This window comes from Phyllobacterium sp. SL163, from assembly GCF_049896885.1.
Taxonomy (GTDB): domain Bacteria; phylum Pseudomonadota; class Alphaproteobacteria; order Rhizobiales; family Rhizobiaceae; genus Phyllobacterium; species Phyllobacterium calauticae.
In genome coordinates this window covers 140,249-155,520 of record NZ_JAFCVE010000002.1, presented here as the reverse complement: position 1 = coordinate 155,520, position 15,272 = coordinate 140,249, and the positions used below count along the sequence as shown (strand labels likewise).

Below are 15,272 nucleotides of genomic sequence, written 5' to 3'. Positions count from 1 at the left end.
CCAGTTCCGTTGTTATGAGAATACGCGTTTGAGCGGGGAAGGAACACGCTGGATCAACTGATCAAGAACCAGCATGGCAAGAATGGCAAAACCTGTGAGCGGGAAGAGCACGCCGAAGCCGAGGATGACCAGCGTCAACGCGGCAAAGACGCTTTTTTGCGATGGCATGGGCGGCACCCCCAGACGCCCCGAGGGACGACGCTTCCACCACATGACCACGGCGGAGACAGCGGCGAGAATGATGGCAAAGCACGTGACCAACATGACGATCTGGTTCAGGAGGCCCCAATACTGCCCCATATGGACGCCGATGCCGAACTCGATGGCCTTGGCACCCGCGCCATAATCAGCAAACTTCAGATCGACCAATGGTTTGCCGCTGTACTGATCGAAATGGATCGTCCGCTGCATGGCGATATCATCCGGGAAAATCGCCGCGGTATAGACCCCTTCCGGTCCCGACGGCAGCGATACCTCGAAGCCCGGCGTGATGCCTTCGGCCCGGGCGGACGCCACGATCCGGTCGAGGCCGACGCTTTTCATCGTCCCATCGGCTGTCGACGTCGGAACCGGGGCGTTTTCGATGGTCCAGCCCGCCTCTGTCAGTACATCCTTTGTCGGAATTTTCGACACCGGAACGTCGTTCCACAGCTGCGTGGGGTATCCGAGGCCCTTATCCGCCAGGGTGGCATTGAGCTTGTCGCCCCAATAGGCCGACCACGGCATGCCCGTGATGGCGAGGAAGAAGATCAAAGCCCCGGCAACAGCACCGGTCACCGCATGCAGATCACGCCAGAAGATACGCTTGTCGGGCGTGCCGCGAACCGTGAGGACGCCGCCTTTCTGCTTGCGCGGCCACCACAGATAAAAGCCGGTGACGACGAGGATCAGCGCCAGGCCGCCAACGGCCTCGACAACCCGGTCGAGCGCTAGTCCGAAATAGACGAGGCTGTGAATCTTGCGCACGACCCAATTGAATTCCTGCTTCTCGGCAACCTTGCCGAGCACCGAGCCCGTATAGGGATCGACGAAAACAAGGACCTTCCCGGCATCCGTACCGAGGATAACCCGGGCGGACTGGGTCGGCGTGGAGGGGTCCCGATAGCGCAGGATGGTTGCGCCGGGGACCGCAGCCTCCGCGTTCCTGATCAGCAGCGACGGCGCAAGCACCTCGCTGCGCGGCGTGACAACATTGCGGTAGGCAAAGACCGTGTTGTCGATTTCATCCTTGAAGAGATAGAGCCCGCCGGTGATGGCGAGATTGAGCATGAAGGGGATGACCAGAAGGCCGGCGAAAAAATGCCAGCGCCAGATGGCGCGGTAGAGGGATTGACTGATGTCCTTGGGCTTCTGCGAAGCCATGCTTGAGACGCTCATGCGTGTTCCAATCGTCTGACAGCAACAATGGTTGGCCTGTGAAAGACCAATGGGCGCGCCCAAAACGGCGCAACCTTTCCGACCGGTGGCGGACCAGCGTTCGAAAAGTTGTGTCAGACGAGAGGGGGAGCCTGGGGCGGTGCTGCAGGAGGATAGAGGCTGCGGGCAATCAGCACCGCTTCGCGCTTGACGGCGAGCGATACCGCCGGTTCTACACGCTGACCGCCGGTGTGAGGCGGAACAGGGAGAATGAACGACGCGGAAATACGGCAGGCTTCGCAGCCCGTGCCGTGCCATGCGCTCTTGTGCGGATCCTGGTCACCACTGCCGGGAAGGCAGAGCACGGGAACAGTGCCGTCGGGTAGCGTATAGGCAGCAAGATCGATCTGATTGTTGGATGCCGCAATGACCGGCTGATGGGCAAAGGCGACGAAGACAAGCGCCAGCGCGCACAGCATGCGCACCGCCAGTTGCCAATCGTATCCGTATTTGCGCATCACATCCCCGTTTTGCGGTTCCTGGTAACCAGATAACGCAGCTTGCGCGGGAAATCTATGCGGCAAAGCGACAAATGCCGGATCGCCTAGGCAGGAAGACGGTCGATCTCCACCAGCCATGCGCTCGAGGGTACATCTTTGAACGTCACCGTTTCGGCGCCGGCGAGATGCAATACATCATCCGAGCCGAGTGTTTCGCCTGAAGTCAGCTTCGCATCACTGCGCAGAACCACAAATGTTTGCGCAGCATCCGCCTTGATTGACGCATCAACCATCCTGCGAACCCGCGCCGAAAACGTCCCGCGCCGGACCATGACGTTGAGGTCCGTAACCTCGCGCAGCACCACTGCGCTCGTCGGGGTATCGCCGGGAAAGGCAATCGCCGGAGACAATGGACCGAGCGTTTCAGACGGCCGGCCATCCACGCCCAGCACCATTTCGCCTTCCAGCACGGCCAGCACGCGGTCGATGCCCGGAAAGGCCGAGAACGGGCCGGAATCCGGAACGTTTGCCATGCTGATACGCCAGTCAAAGCTGTCGACCGATGCGCCTTCAGGAAAAACGGCGATCTCGGTGGTGACACCCTTGCCGTTTTTCCAAGGCATCCGCCGGTGCCCGGTCGAACGCAGGATGCGCATCAGCCGAGAATACCCGGCAGGTTGAGGCCCTTTTCCCGGGCGCAATCGATGGCGATCTCGTAGCCCGCATCCGCATGGCGCATGACGCCGGTGGCCGGATCGTTCCACAGAACCCGTTCGATGCGGCGCTTGGCATCATCCGTACCGTCGGCGCAGATCACCATGCCCGCATGCTGGGAGAAGCCCATGCCGACACCACCGCCATGATGCAGCGAGACCCATGTGGCGCCCGATGCCGTGTTGAGCAGGGCATTGAGCAGCGGCCAGTCCGAAACCGCATCCGAACCGTCCTTCATCGCTTCGGTCTCGCGATTCGGCGAGGCGACGGAACCGGAATCGAGGTGATCGCGCCCGATGACGATGGGTGCCTTGAGTTCGCCGTTGCGCACCATTTCGTTGAAGGCAAGGCCAAGGCGATGCCGATCACCGAGGCCGACCCAGCAGATGCGGGCGGGGAGGCCCTGGAAGGCGATACGCTCGCGCGCCATGTCGAGCCAGTTGTGCAGATGGGTATTGCCGGGGGTGAGTTCCTTCACCTTGGCGTCCGTCTTGTAGATATCCTCCGGATCGCCCGACAGCGCCGCCCAGCGGAACGGACCGATACCGCGGCAGAACAGCGGACGGATATAGGCGGGCACGAAGCCGGGGAAAGCGAACGCATTTTCCAGTCCTTCGTCCTTGGCGACCTGACGGATATTGTTGCCATAGTCGAGCGTCGGCACGCCGGCGTTCCAGAAGGCGATCATCGCCTCCACATGCTCGCGCATGGAGGCACGGGCAGCCTTTTCCACAGCCTTGGGGTCGCTTTCGCGCTTAGCCTTCCATTCGGCGATCGACCAGCCCTTGGGCAGATAGCCATTGATCGGATCATGCGCCGAGGTCTGGTCGGTAACAATGTCGGGGCGCACGCCGCGGCGCACCAGTTCCGGCAGGATTTCCGCTGCATTGCCGAGGAGACCGACGGACTTGGCTTCACCGGCCTTGGTCCAGCGGTCGATCATTGCAAGGGCTTCGTCCAGTGTTTCCGCCTTGGCATCGACATAACGGGTGCGCAGGCGGAAATCGATCGAATCCGGATTGCATTCGATGGCGAGGCAGCAGGCACCGGCCATGACGGCGGCCAGTGGCTGTGCGCCGCCCATGCCGCCAAGGCCGCCGGTGAGAATCCACTTGCCCTTGAGATTGCCGCCATAATGCTGGCGGCCCGCCTCGACGAAGGTCTCATAGGTGCCCTGCACGATGCCCTGCGTGCCGATATAGATCCACGAACCGGCGGTCATCTGGCCGTACATGGCCAGGCCCTTCTTATCCAGTTCGTTGAAATGATCCCATGTCGCCCAATGGGGAACGAGGTTGGAATTGGCGATGAGGACGCGCGGCGCATCCGCATGGGTGCGGAACACGCCGACCGGCTTGCCGGACTGCACCAGCAGGGTCTCGTCCTCGTTCAAGGTCTTCAGGGTCGCGACGATCTTGTCGAAATCGTCCCATGTGCGGGTGGCGCGGCCGATGCCGCCATAGACCACCAGTTCATTGGGGTTTTCGGCCACATCCGGATCAAGATTGTTCATCAGCATGCGCAGGGGCGCTTCTGTCATCCAGGATTTGGTATTGAGTTCCGGACCGCGGGGGCTGCGGATTTCGCGGATATTGTGACGTGGATTGTTCATTTTAAGCTCCCGAGCTTGAAGGCGGTTTGTTCGAGATTTTCGAGAATGTCCTTGAGATGCTTGCGCAGGCGCTCGGCCTTCGTCTCGTCATAGGCAAAGGGCGGCGCTTCGGTCTGCAGATGGGTGGACTGCGCCAGCTCCATCTGGATGGCATGCACACCCTTTTCCGGCTTGCCGTAGTGGCGCGTGGTCCAGCCGCCCTTGAAGCGTCCGTTCATCACGCCGTCATAGCCCGGTGCGGCAAAGGCAAAGCGGCCGGTTGCTGCAGCCACTTCGGGCGCACAGCTTGTGCCCTGATTGGTGCCGATGTTGAAATCCGGCAGCTTGCCCTGAAACAGAAACGGGATGTGCGAGCGGATGGAGTGGCAATCATAGAGAATGGCGAGGCCATGAATGTCCTGCACGCGCTTGATCTCCGCCGCCAGGGCGGCGTGATAGGGCTTGTGGAAATGCTCAAGCCGTTTTTGCGTATCGGCGGCGGCGGGTTTTTCGCCGTCACGCCAGATGGCCCTGCCGTCGAAATCCGTTTCCGGGATGAGGCTGGTGGTGTTCTGTCCGGGATAGAGGCTGACGCCTTCCGGATCGCGATTGGCGTCGATCACATAACGGTGGAAGGTGGCACGAACGGTCGTCGCTTCCGGCAGAAGCCCGTCATAAAGCGTATGGATATGCCAGTCCGTATCGGCCAGCAGTTGTCCGTTCTCGTTCAGCCGCGCCCAGATATCGGCGGGAACCTCGGTGCCGGTGTGCGGCAGGCCAAGAATGACCGGGGACGCCCCCTGCTTGACGTCAACAACACTCATAGGCCGGTATCCAGTGCTGGCAGGATGTCGGGAGAAATGGCAGCATTGAGGGCGCCGGAACCGACGAGATCGGACACGGCTTTCAGGTCAGGCGCCATGTAGCGGTCCTCATCCAGCGTCGGCACGACGGAACGGATCGCGGCATGGGCGCGGGTGAGTTCCGGGCTGGTCTGCAGCGGGCTGCGCAGGTCGATGCCCTGCGCGGCGGTGAGTGCCTCGATGCCGATGATGGAGAACAGATTGTCCGTCATCTGCAACAGGCGGCGCGCGCCGTGGCAGGCCATGGACACGTGGTCTTCCTGATTGGCCGAGGTCGGCGTGGAATCAACGGACGCCGGATGCGACATCTGCTTGTTTTCCGACATCAGCGCCGCTGAGGTGACCTCGGCGATCATCAGGCCGGAATTCAAACCCGGTTTGCGGGCCAGAAAAGCGGGCAGGCCGTAGCTCAATGCCGGATCGACGAGCAGTGCGATGCGGCGCTGAGCGATCGAGCCGATTTCGCAGATGGCAAGCGCAATCTGATCGGCGGCGAAAGCAACGGGTTCCGCATGGAAGTTGCCGCCCGATACCACCGAGCCGTCGCTGAGCACCAGCGGATTGTCGGTGACCGCATTGGCTTCGATTTCCAGCGTACGCGCCGCCATGCGCAAGAGATCGAGGCAGGCGCCGTCGACCTGCGGCTGGCAGCGGATGCAGTAGGGATCCTGGACGCGCTCGTCGCCTTCGATATGGCTTTCGCGGATCGGCGAATCTTCGAGCAGGCGGCGCAGCGCGGCGCCCGTATCGATCTGGCCACGATGGCCGCGCAACGTGTGAATATCGGGGTGGAACGGCGCTGAAGAACCCATCGCCGCATCGGTGGACAGGGCACCCGTGATCAGCGCCGACTGCGCCGAGCGGTGCGCCCGGAACAGGCCCGCGAGCGCCAGCGCCGTTGAAACCTGCGTGCCGTTGATGAGCGCAAGCCCTTCCTTGGCGGCGAGCACGACCGGCGTGAGGCCGGCCTTGGCGAGGCCTTCGCTGGCATGCATCCGCGTCCCGCCAAAGGTCACATCGCCCTCGCCGATCATCGCCGCGGCCATATGCGCCAGCGGTGCCAGATCGCCGGAAGCGCCCACGGAACCTTTCTCGGGAATGACAGGAATGACGCCCTTGGCCAGCATCGCTTCGATAAGGCTGATCAGTTCCGGGCGCACGCCCGAAGCACCACGGCCGAGCGAGATCAGCTTCAGGGCCATGATCAGGCGGACAATGTTTTCCGGCAGTGCATTGCCGACACCGCAGCAATGCGACAGGATCAGATTGCGCTGGAGCGTCCCCACATCGGCGGCGTCGATGCGGATCGAAGCAAGCTTGCCGAAGCCGGTGTTGATGCCATAGACCGGCGCGCTGCCGGCTGCGATTTCGGCGATGCGCGCAGCTGCGGCGGCAATCCCCTTATGAAACGAGGCATCGAGCCTGACAGGCGTGCCCTGCCAATAGATTTTTTCCAGTTCAGCCAGAGGAACGGAACCGGGGTGGAGAACGACAGTCATGGTCAAGCCTTCAAGATGAGCTGATGGAGGGGATTGAAGCCGATGCGGTAGCAGAGTTCTGCGGGCTGCGCGGCGTTCCAGATGGCGATTTCGGCACGTTTGCCGGGAGCGATGGTGCCAATGTCATCCTGCAATCCCAGCGCATGCGCTGCCTCGCGCGTTGCAGCCGCCAGCGCTTCCTCGGCGGTCAGGCGAAACAGGGTGCAGGCCATGTTCATGGTCAGGAGCAGCGATGTCAGCGGCGATGTACCGGGGTTGCAGTCCGTGGCGATGGCGATGCGGGCACCGGCTGCGCGCAGAGCTTTGACCGGCGGCGCCTGTTCTTCCCGCAATGCATAGAAGGCACCGGGCAGAAGCACCGCAACCGTGCCTGCGGCGGCCATGGCCTTGGCGCCGTCTTCGTCGAGATATTCAAGATGATCGGCAGACAGTGCGCCATAGGATGCGGCAAGCTTGGCACCACCGAGATTGGACAGCTGTTCCGCATGCAGCTTGACCGGAATGCCGAGAGCTTTCGCCCGGTCAAACACACGTGTGATCTGGGCCGGCGAGAAGGCAATACCTTCGCAAAAGCCGTCGACCGCATCGACCAGACCTTCCGCATGGGCGGCGTCGAGACCCGGCAGCACAACCTCGCTGATATAATCATCCGCGCGGCCGCGATATTCCGGCGGCACCGCATGGGCAGCGAGATAGCTGGTGCTGATGCGCACGGGACGCAGCGTGGCGAGGCGGCGCGCCACCCGCAGCATTTTCAGCTCAGTCTCGATGTTGAGGCCGTAGCCGGATTTGATTTCAACGGTGGAAATGCCCTCCGCCAGCAGGGTGTCAAGCCGCGGCAGGCTCTGCGCGACCAGTTCATCTTCCGACAGACCATTGGTCGATTTCACCGAGGAAACAATGCCGCCGCCAGCCCGGGCGATTTCCTCATAGCTGGCGCCCTCGAGGCGCATTTCAAACTCACGCGCGCGGTTGCCGCCGAAAACCAGATGAGTGTGGCAGTCGATCAGCGCCGGCGTCGCCAGGCGGTCACCGAAATCCTGCACCTCGACAGCTTTCCAGTCATCCGGAACAGCGGTGCCAACCCAGGAAATGCGGTCCCCTTCAATGCCGATCGCACCCGTGTCGATCAGGCCATAGGGCGCACCGGTGTTCTCCAGCGTCGCAATCCTCAATCCGGACAGAATTTTCCTCATCGGCCTTGATACCATCCCCATTAGTGCTTGCTCATGACGTTATTATGTATATACATATTATGTCAATCCGGGGATGAGAGAAGAAATGAGCGAAGCCAAAAAATCTGTTTTTGCGAGCACGGCCCTCACGGAAAAAGGCTGGGAACGCGACGTCCTCGTGCAGATCGGCGCGAGCGGGCAGATAGCGTCTGTGGACGCAAACAGCACTGCGCCCGGCGACAGTCATCGCACCGCTGTTCTCCTCCCGGCGCAGGCCAATCTGCACAGCCACACATTCCAGCGGGCCATGGCCGGCCTTTCCGAAGCGCGTAGCCCGGCAGGCCGCGACAGTTTCTGGACGTGGCGCGAAATCATGTATCGTTTCCTCGATATTCTCGATCCCGACGATATCGAGGCCATCGCTGCCTTCGCATTCGTCGAAATGCTCGAATCCGGCTATTCCAGCGTGGCCGAATTTCACTACGTCCATCACCAGCCGGGCGGCACCCCCTATTCCAGCCTCGGCGAATTGTCGGAGCGCATTGCCGCTGCCGCCAGTGCGAGCGGTATCGGCCTGACGCTGCTGCCGGTTGCCTATGCGCAGGGCGGCGTGGACGGACGCGCGCTGGCGGGCGGGCAATTGCGATTCGGCAATGATGTCGAGCGCTTTTCCAAACTGGCGCAGGCCGCGGAAAAAGCCGCGCGGCAAACAGGTCCCGATGCGGGCTTTGGCATCGCACCGCATTCGATCCGCGCCGTCAGCGAACGCGACCTTCTGGAGCTCGAGCGCCGGTTTGCCGCCATGCCCTTCCACATCCACATCGCCGAACAGCTGCCGGAACTGGAAGAGGTGCAGGCAGCCTATGGCCAGCGCTCCATGAGCTGGCTGCTTGACCATCTGCCCGTCAATGAGCGCTGGTGCCTCATTCATTCGACGCACATGACACCGGAAGAGACCTTGCGCGTTGCTGCCAGCGGCGCGGTGGTCGGCCTCTGCCCGCTGACCGAGGCAAGCCTTGGCGATGGCATTTTTGATGGCGTGCGCTACCTGGGTGCGGGCGGGCGGTTCGGTACGGGATCGGATTCCAACATCCGCATTTCGCCATCGGAGGAACTGCGGCAGCTCGAATACAGCCAGCGTTTGCGCGATGTCTCACGGGTCACGCTTTCTATTGACGGCAAATCGAACGGCCGTACGCTCTATGACACCGCGCTTGCGGGCGGAATGCAGGCCTTGGGCCGCAGGGGCGGCAGTCTTGCCGTTGGACAATGGGCCGACATGGTTGCACTCGATGCCGATAACCCCGCGATCCTCGGCCTGCGGGGTGACCGGTTGCTTGACGGCTGGATTTTTGCAGGCGACAGACACGCGGTGACCGATGTGTGGTCGGCGGGCCGTCATGTGGTGCATGAGGGACGCCACCACGCGCGGGAACAAATCTTTGCAACCTACAAGACGCGGCTTGCGTCGGTTCTGGAGCGGGTGTGACGGCAACATCACGAAAATCCTTCCATGCCATCAAAGCGGAAATGGCCCGGCGCATCGCCGAGCGGGTCTGGGCACCCGGTGCACTGATTCCCGGAGAGGAAGTGCTGTCCATTGAATTCGGCTGCGCCCGCGCCACGGTCAACCGCGCCCTGCAGGAACTGGCGCGGGGCGGCGTCCTCGTGCGCAAGCGCAAGGCCGGAACCCGGGTTGCCCTGCACCCGATGCGGGAAGCGCGCTTCGTCATTCCCATCGTCCGGCAGGAAATCGAGACAAAGGGCGGCACCTACCAGTTCAGGCTGCTTTCCAACCAGGTGGAGAAAGCACCGGGAGATGTGGCCCGCCGCATGGGTCTCGCCAAGGCCAAGGACATGCTGCATGTGCGCTGCCTGCACCTCTCCGACGGTAAGCCGTATCAATATGAGGATCGCTGGATCAATCTCGATGCGGTGCCTTCCATTCGCGGCGAGACATTCGAGACCATCAGCCCGAACGAATGGCTGGTGACCCACTCACCGTTCTCGCAGGCCGAAATCGTCTTTCACGCCGGCGTGGCGAGCGCGCAGGAGGCTGACATTCTCGGTGTCAGCGAAAAGGACGCCGTGTTCATCGTGGAACGCGTCACCTTTGTGCCGCAGAAGCCGATCACATTCGTGCGGATGATCCACCCCGCCTCGCACCGCATGGTCACACAGCTCTAGAAGACATTCGGCTTGATGACGCAAGAAATGGATCGTCGCGCGCCATCGGGGGTGCGATGATTTGTCAGCTTGCCAGAACAATTGTCTACTAAAAAACTCATAATTTCCTAGAATCATTCTAAGTTATTGATATTTTTCATGCTTTTCGAAAATTATCATTTGACTTTGGAATAAGTCATTGCCTTTATGCACAAGCACACGAGTGCATACCTTTGATGTCTGGGCCTTGAACCCGTTCGATTGGAGGACCCTATGATAGGTCTTTTTCTGCCACGCCTGCGCGTGGTTTTCACGCTGCATGCGCAGCTTCCACGTCCCGCATCCGGCCTGAACCGGCTGACGCCGCCCGTTGCCCGCCCATGCCGCAACAATGAACAGGATGGGAGTGGGCATGTATCCACGCGCATCTGAAGCAGGGCAAGGGACAGGCTGCTATTTCGACCGGGCTCCGGAAAAGCTCGTGCTGGAAGGCTATCGCCGGTGGACTGCCGGCTTTGAAACCGGCTCGGTGATTGCCTGGGAAATGGCGTTTGGCCTGTACAGCGACATTCTCGGCAGCCGTGAAGGCAACCGCGCCCTGTCGGAACTCTCGTTCTTCATCCGCACGTTGCGCCACTGTGCCCTGTGCCCGCTGAAGACATTTCCATTCGGCTCGCACCATGTGTGCAAGGAAGAATGCCTGACTTTGGGGCTGATCGCCGGACTTCAAAATTGCGACATGCTTGCGGCACGAACCTGCCTCAATGCCATGGCATGCCCCTCCCGCCAGGAAGAGGTTGAGAATGCAGCCATCGGTTTTGCCGAAACCTTGGCCGAGCTGGATCAGGTGCTTTTGCCGATCCCGAAATTTGCCATTGACGACATCATTTCCCGCCCGCTGCGGGCAAAATACCACTAGGACGAAGGGGAAAACCAATGATCATCAACGCACGCATGGAACGACGCCTTTCAATCGCCGCCACCGCATTGCTGACACTGGCGATCTTTGTCACGCCACTCACAGTGCGTGCCTCGATCGAAGCCAGGACAGTGACCAGCACATACACCGAAGTCGCAGAGATCACACCGGTTGACCTGCTGATACGCAAATAAGGGCCTCCAGCCCGGTACCGGCCGCAGGCCGGTACCACTTCCTTGCCGCCATGAAAGAATCCTGCTGCGGTCAAATTCCACCACCGATCCGGAATAGACTACCATTTCTGTAGACTATGGTATTCAGGTAGAATTTTCTAATTTATCGATATAAAAGGAATTCTTTCCAACGCCCGCTCTGCGGGACGCTCTGCTACGCTTTAGGTCACACTACACGGAGGCAGGCATGAAACATTCCCGTATATCCCTATCGCTTGCGGCTGCTTTATTCGCCGCAACAGTTTCCTTTCAATCGCTGTCTGCCGCCCATGCGGATACGACGCTGCTGAACGTCTCGTATGACCCGACCCGCGAGCTCTACAAGGACTACAACGCGGCTTTTGCGGCGAAATGGAAGGCGGATACCGGGGAAACGCTGACCATCCAGACATCGCATGGCGGGTCCGGCGCGCAGGCCCGTTCGGTGATTGACGGGCTCGATGCCGATGTGGTGACGCTGGCACTTGAAAGCGACATCTCCGCCATCGCCAAGGCAACCAAAAAGATCAATCCTGACTGGCGCACCAAATATCCGCACAATTCCGCACCGTATACGTCAACCATTGTCTTCCTGGTCCGCAAGGGCAATCCGAAGGGCATCAAGGACTGGGGCGATCTCATCAAGGATGGCGTCGAAGTCATCACGCCGAACCCCAAGACATCGGGCGGGGCGCGCTGGAATTATCTTGCGGCCTGGGCCTGGGCCAATGGCCAGTACGGCGGCGACGAAGCCAAGGTCAAGGACTATATCGGCAATCTGTTCCAGCATGTCCCGGTGCTCGACTCGGGCGCACGCGGATCGACCACGACCTTTGCCCAGCGTGAACTTGGCGACGTGCTGCTTGCCTGGGAAAACGAAGCCTATCTTGCCTCCGATGAATTCGGTGCCGACAAATTCGACATTGTCGTGCCGCCGCAATCCATCCTTGCCGAGCCGCCCGTTGCCGTTGTCGACGGCAATGTCGATGCCAAGGGCACGCGCAAGGTGGCTGAAGCCTATCTCCAGTATCTCTACTCGGCAGAAGGCCAGACCATTGCAGCGAAGCACTTTTATCGCCCTTCCGAGCCCAAGCTGGTATCGGCGGATCTCCTGAAAAAACTGCCGGAGTTGAAACTGGTGACAATCGATGATCCAATCTTCGGCGGGTGGGCAAAAGCACAGCCCTATCACTTCGGAGATGGCGGAACGTTTGACCAGATTTACAAGCCGAAAAAGTAACAGCATGATCTCCAACCTTGCCAAGGCAGGTTGGCGGTTTAAGAGGCCGAGTGTTATTCCAGGGTTCGGAATGACGCTCGGCTTCACTCTTGCCTACCTGACCCTCATCGTCCTCATCCCGCTGGCTGGACTGGTCTGGCGCTCCGCCTCGCTGGGCTGGGGCGGCATGTGGCACGTCGCGACGGACGCGCGCACGCTGAACGCCTTGAAAATCAGCTTCGGCACATCGCTGATCGCCGCCCTGATCAATGTCGTGTTCGGCGTTATCGTGGCTTGGGTTCTGGTGCGCTACCGCTTTCCCGGCCGCCGGATCATCGATGCCATCGTCGATCTGCCCTTCGCCCTGCCTACCGCCGTTGCAGGCATTGCCCTGACAGCCCTCTATTCGAAAAACGGCTGGATCGGCCGCTGGCTCGATCCGCTGGGCATCAAGGTTGCCTTCACGCCTGTTGGTATCACCATCGCGCTGATCTTCATCGGATTGCCCTTTGTCGTGCGCACGGTGCAGCCGGTCATGGAAGAAATCCGCAAGGAAGTGGAGGAAGCGGCGGCCACCCTCGGCGCGACGCGCTTCCAGACCATCTCACGCGTGCTGCTGCCCGGCCTTACTCCGGCAATCCTCACTGGCTTTGCCCTCGCCTTCGCCCGCGCGGTCGGCGAATATGGTTCGGTGATCTTCATCGCCGGGAACCTTCCCTATATCTCGGAAATCGCGCCGCTGCTGATCGTCATTCGCCTGGAAGAGTTCGATTATACCGGCGCAACGGCCATCGCCGCCATCATGCTCCTGATTTCGTTCACGATGCTCTTCGTCATCAATCTGATCCAGGCCTGGAGCCGCAGGAGGTATGGCTATGCGACATGAGTTGCCGCAACCGCCGGAAGCTGCGTCCAATGTCTGGCATCCGGCAACCACCGAAAGCCGCACGGCGCGCTTCATCCTCGTCGGGGTGGCGCTGGTCTTTCTCGGCCTGTTCCTGCTTCTGCCCCTGATTGCGGTTTTCTTCGAGGCCTTCCGCAAGGGCCCCGCCGCCTATTTCGCAGCCTTCGCCGACCATGATGCGCTCGCCGCGATCCGCCTGACCCTTCTGGTGGCGGCCATTGCCGTTCCACTCAATCTCGTCTTCGGGGTGGTGGCGGCCTGGACCATTGCCAAGTTCGAGTTCAAGGGAAAGGCATTCCTGACGACGCTGATCGACCTGCCGTTCTCGGTTTCCCCTGTAATATCGGGTCTCGTCTACGTGCTTTTGTTCAGCACGCACAGCGCACTCGGCCCCTGGCTCAAATCACAGGGAATCGAGATCCTGTTCGCCGTTCCCGGCATCGTGCTCGCAACGGTGTTCGTGACATTTCCCTTCGTGGCGCGCGAACTCATCCCGCTGATGCAGGAGCAAGGCACGACCGACGAGGAAGCGGCGCTTTCCCTCGGGGCCAATGGCTGGCAGACCTTCTGGCATGTCACCCTCCCCAACATCAAATGGGGCTTGCTCTACGGCGTGCTTCTGTGCAACGCCCGGGCCATGGGGGAGTTTGGCGCGGTATCCGTCGTTTCAGGCCATATTCGCGGCCTGACCAACACGATGCCGCTGCAGGTCGAAATTCTCTATAATGAATTCAATACGGTCGCTGCTTTTGCGGTGGCTTCGCTTCTGGCGCTTCTGGCGCTGGTGACGCTCGTTCTCAAGACCCTGCTGGAGTTGAGATACGGTGCGGAACTGGCAGCCAATGGCGGACACTGAGAGGAATAAACATGGACGTTCGCGTAAGTGGTGTGCGCAAGGAATTCGATCGCTTCCCGGCGTTGCACGACGTATCGCTCGATATCAATTCGGGTGAACTGATTGCACTGCTCGGCCCCTCCGGTTCTGGCAAGACGACGCTCCTGCGCCTGATCGCCGGGCTGGAAACCCCGACCGAAGGCAAGGTGTTTTTCGGCGACGAGGATGCTTCGCTCAAATCCGTGCAGGAGCGCAATGTCGGCTTCGTGTTCCAGCACTACGCCCTGTTCCGCCATATGACCGTGATCGACAATGTCGGCTTCGGGCTCAAGGTTCGCCCCTCCGCCAGCCGGCCGAGCAATGAGGAAATCCGCCGCCGTTCGTCGGAGCTGCTCGATTTCGTCCAGCTCGGCGGCCTGGAAAAGCGCTATCCGGCCCAGCTTTCCGGCGGCCAGCGCCAGCGCGTTGCCCTTGCCCGCGCCATGGCGATCGAACCGCGCGTGTTGCTGCTCGACGAACCGTTCGGCGCACTGGATGCGAAAGTGCGCAAGGAGCTGCGCCGCTGGCTGCGGGAAATTCACGACAAGACGATGCACACGACGGTTTTCGTGACCCATGACCAGGACGAAGCCCTGGAGCTCGCCGACCGGGTGGTGGTAATGAGCCAGGGCAAGATCGAGCAGATCGGAACGCCGGATCAGGTGTATGACACGCCCAATTCGCCGTTTGTCTATGGCTTCATTGGCGAATCAAGTTCGCTGACCGTACGCATCGACAATGGCGAAGTATGGCTTGCGGACCGCACACTCGGCCTGAAAAGCGATGCACCCGACGGCAACGCGACGCTTTATTTCCGTCCGCACGATGTTGAGCTGATCGACGGTTGCGGCGGCTGCATTGCTGGAACCGTCATTGCCAGCCGCCGTGTCGGTGCGACAAGGCGCGTGGAGCTCGAAATCGGCGGCGCGGCGGAACGCGTCGAGATTGAAATTCCGGCCGATCATCCGGCCCGGGAAAAGAGCCGCGTCGCCTTTCGGCCGAAGCATTGGCGGGTCTTCCCGCAGGCCTGACCCTTTCGGCCTCTGTCCCCGAAGCCGGAGTTCCATGAGCTCCGGCTTTTTGCTGCCCGGTCGTCATAGGCTTGTTCACCAAAACAGAAACAGTCTGTTCACAAAGCCCATCCCGTTCGCAAACAGCCGCAAAGGAGTTTGCGCGCTGTGCCCCTGTGCAGCCCGCTACGAATTGCTTAAGATAAACAAATGGCAATCTGACTCATTTTCATCAAAACTGATCGGCAAGGATGAAAGTGGTGGTAGCTT

General features: G+C 60.8%; 16 protein-coding genes. 9 read left to right on the top strand and 7 right to left on the bottom strand.

Going from position 1 to position 15,272, the window contains the following annotated elements; translation table 11 throughout:
- Positions 1–12: 12 nt before the first annotated feature.
- The 7 genes from ACP7B1_RS04295 to hutI form a co-directional block, all read right to left on the bottom strand.
- Entirely contained in the window at positions 13–1,377 is a 1,365-nt protein-coding gene (locus tag ACP7B1_RS04295; RefSeq protein WP_346305098.1) for a PepSY domain-containing protein, read from the bottom strand.
- A gap of 113 nt (positions 1,378–1,490) precedes the next feature.
- Complete coding sequence (locus tag ACP7B1_RS04290; protein ID WP_346305099.1) at positions 1,491–1,874, bottom strand: hypothetical protein; 384 nt, start codon at positions 1,872–1,874, stop codon at positions 1,491–1,493.
- Between the two features lie 86 nt (positions 1,875–1,960).
- A complete protein-coding gene (locus tag ACP7B1_RS04285) occupies positions 1,961–2,512 on the bottom strand; it encodes a HutD/Ves family protein (protein WP_346305100.1) in 552 nt (183 codons plus the stop codon).
- Positions 2,512–4,182 (bottom strand): urocanate hydratase, encoded by a 1,671-nt coding sequence (gene hutU / locus ACP7B1_RS04280; RefSeq protein WP_346305101.1) that lies wholly within the window; start codon positions 4,180–4,182, stop codon positions 2,512–2,514. Before hutU ends, ACP7B1_RS04285 begins: the two co-directional genes overlap by 1 nt.
- Positions 4,179–4,985, bottom strand: coding sequence for an N-formylglutamate deformylase (hutG, locus tag ACP7B1_RS04275; protein WP_346305102.1), 807 nt, complete (start codon positions 4,983–4,985; stop codon positions 4,179–4,181). Before hutG ends, hutU begins: the two co-directional genes overlap by 4 nt.
- A complete protein-coding gene (hutH, locus tag ACP7B1_RS04270; protein WP_346305103.1) occupies positions 4,982–6,523 on the bottom strand; it encodes a histidine ammonia-lyase in 1,542 nt (513 codons plus the stop codon). The genes hutG and hutH overlap by 4 nt, the downstream gene beginning before the upstream one ends.
- A gap of 2 nt (positions 6,524–6,525) precedes the next feature.
- A complete protein-coding gene (gene hutI / locus ACP7B1_RS04265) occupies positions 6,526–7,719 on the bottom strand; it encodes an imidazolonepropionase (RefSeq protein WP_346305104.1) in 1,194 nt (397 codons plus the stop codon).
- A gap of 85 nt (positions 7,720–7,804) precedes the next feature.
- Here hutI and ACP7B1_RS04260 point away from each other — a divergent pair, with 85 nt between their 5' ends.
- The 9 genes from ACP7B1_RS04260 (at position 7,805) to ACP7B1_RS04220 (ending at position 15,023) form a co-directional block, all read left to right on the top strand.
- Positions 7,805–9,187 (top strand): formimidoylglutamate deiminase, encoded by a 1,383-nt coding sequence (locus tag ACP7B1_RS04260; RefSeq protein ID WP_346305105.1) that lies wholly within the window; start codon positions 7,805–7,807, stop codon positions 9,185–9,187.
- Positions 9,184–9,885, top strand: coding sequence for a GntR family transcriptional regulator (locus ACP7B1_RS04255; protein WP_426136569.1), 702 nt, complete (start codon positions 9,184–9,186; stop codon positions 9,883–9,885). Before ACP7B1_RS04260 ends, ACP7B1_RS04255 begins: the two co-directional genes overlap by 4 nt.
- Before the next feature lie 252 nt (positions 9,886–10,137).
- Positions 10,138–10,296, top strand: coding sequence for a hypothetical protein (locus tag ACP7B1_RS04250; protein WP_346307840.1), 159 nt, complete (start codon positions 10,138–10,140; stop codon positions 10,294–10,296).
- Positions 10,277–10,783, top strand: a complete 507-nt coding sequence (locus tag ACP7B1_RS04245; RefSeq protein WP_346307839.1) for a hypothetical protein — start codon at positions 10,277–10,279, stop codon at positions 10,781–10,783. Before ACP7B1_RS04250 ends, ACP7B1_RS04245 begins: the two co-directional genes overlap by 20 nt.
- 17 nt (positions 10,784–10,800) lie before the next feature.
- A complete protein-coding gene (locus ACP7B1_RS04240) occupies positions 10,801–10,977 on the top strand; it encodes a hypothetical protein (RefSeq protein WP_346307838.1) in 177 nt (58 codons plus the stop codon).
- Positions 10,978–11,203: 226 nt separating this feature from the next.
- Positions 11,204–12,235 (top strand): sulfate ABC transporter substrate-binding protein, encoded by a 1,032-nt coding sequence (locus tag ACP7B1_RS04235; RefSeq protein WP_346307837.1) that lies wholly within the window; start codon positions 11,204–11,206, stop codon positions 12,233–12,235.
- A 4-nt stretch (positions 12,236–12,239) separates the two neighbouring features.
- Entirely contained in the window at positions 12,240–13,100 is an 861-nt protein-coding gene (gene cysT / locus ACP7B1_RS04230; RefSeq protein WP_403169255.1) for a sulfate ABC transporter permease subunit CysT, read from the top strand.
- Positions 13,090–13,974 (top strand): sulfate ABC transporter permease subunit CysW, encoded by an 885-nt coding sequence (cysW, locus tag ACP7B1_RS04225; RefSeq protein WP_223612244.1) that lies wholly within the window; start codon positions 13,090–13,092, stop codon positions 13,972–13,974. The genes cysT and cysW overlap by 11 nt, the downstream gene beginning before the upstream one ends.
- 11 nt (positions 13,975–13,985) lie before the next feature.
- Positions 13,986–15,023: a sulfate/molybdate ABC transporter ATP-binding protein gene (locus tag ACP7B1_RS04220; RefSeq protein ID WP_346307836.1), complete on the top strand. Its 1,038-nt coding sequence runs from the start codon at positions 13,986–13,988 to the stop codon at positions 15,021–15,023.
- Positions 15,024–15,272 lie beyond the last annotated feature (249 nt).

Coding starts and splice junctions, on each gene's coding strand:
- cysW (WP_223612244.1), top strand. CDS start 13,090: ATGCGACATGAGTTGCCGCAACCGCCGGAAGCTGCGTCCAATGTCTGG.
- ACP7B1_RS04290 (WP_346305099.1), bottom strand. CDS start 1,874: ATGCGCAAATACGGATACGATTGGCAACTGGCGGTGCGCATGCTGTGC.
- ACP7B1_RS04295 (WP_346305098.1), bottom strand. CDS start 1,377: ATGAGCGTCTCAAGCATGGCTTCGCAGAAGCCCAAGGACATCAGTCAA.
- ACP7B1_RS04260 (WP_346305105.1), top strand. CDS start 7,805: ATGAGCGAAGCCAAAAAATCTGTTTTTGCGAGCACGGCCCTCACGGAA.
- cysT (WP_403169255.1), top strand. CDS start 12,240: ATGATCTCCAACCTTGCCAAGGCAGGTTGGCGGTTTAAGAGGCCGAGT.
- hutH (WP_346305103.1), bottom strand. CDS start 6,523: ATGACTGTCGTTCTCCACCCCGGTTCCGTTCCTCTGGCTGAACTGGAA.
- hutG (WP_346305102.1), bottom strand. CDS start 4,985: ATGAGTGTTGTTGACGTCAAGCAGGGGGCGTCCCCGGTCATTCTTGGC.
- ACP7B1_RS04250 (WP_346307840.1), top strand. CDS start 10,138: ATGATAGGTCTTTTTCTGCCACGCCTGCGCGTGGTTTTCACGCTGCAT.
- ACP7B1_RS04240 (WP_346307838.1), top strand. CDS start 10,801: ATGATCATCAACGCACGCATGGAACGACGCCTTTCAATCGCCGCCACC.
- ACP7B1_RS04235 (WP_346307837.1), top strand. CDS start 11,204: ATGAAACATTCCCGTATATCCCTATCGCTTGCGGCTGCTTTATTCGCC.
- hutI (WP_346305104.1), bottom strand. CDS start 7,719: ATGAGGAAAATTCTGTCCGGATTGAGGATTGCGACGCTGGAGAACACC.
- hutU (WP_346305101.1), bottom strand. CDS start 4,182: ATGAACAATCCACGTCACAATATCCGCGAAATCCGCAGCCCCCGCGGT.
- ACP7B1_RS04245 (WP_346307839.1), top strand. CDS start 10,277: ATGTATCCACGCGCATCTGAAGCAGGGCAAGGGACAGGCTGCTATTTC.
- ACP7B1_RS04285 (WP_346305100.1), bottom strand. CDS start 2,512: ATGCGCATCCTGCGTTCGACCGGGCACCGGCGGATGCCTTGGAAAAAC.
- ACP7B1_RS04220 (WP_346307836.1), top strand. CDS start 13,986: ATGGACGTTCGCGTAAGTGGTGTGCGCAAGGAATTCGATCGCTTCCCG.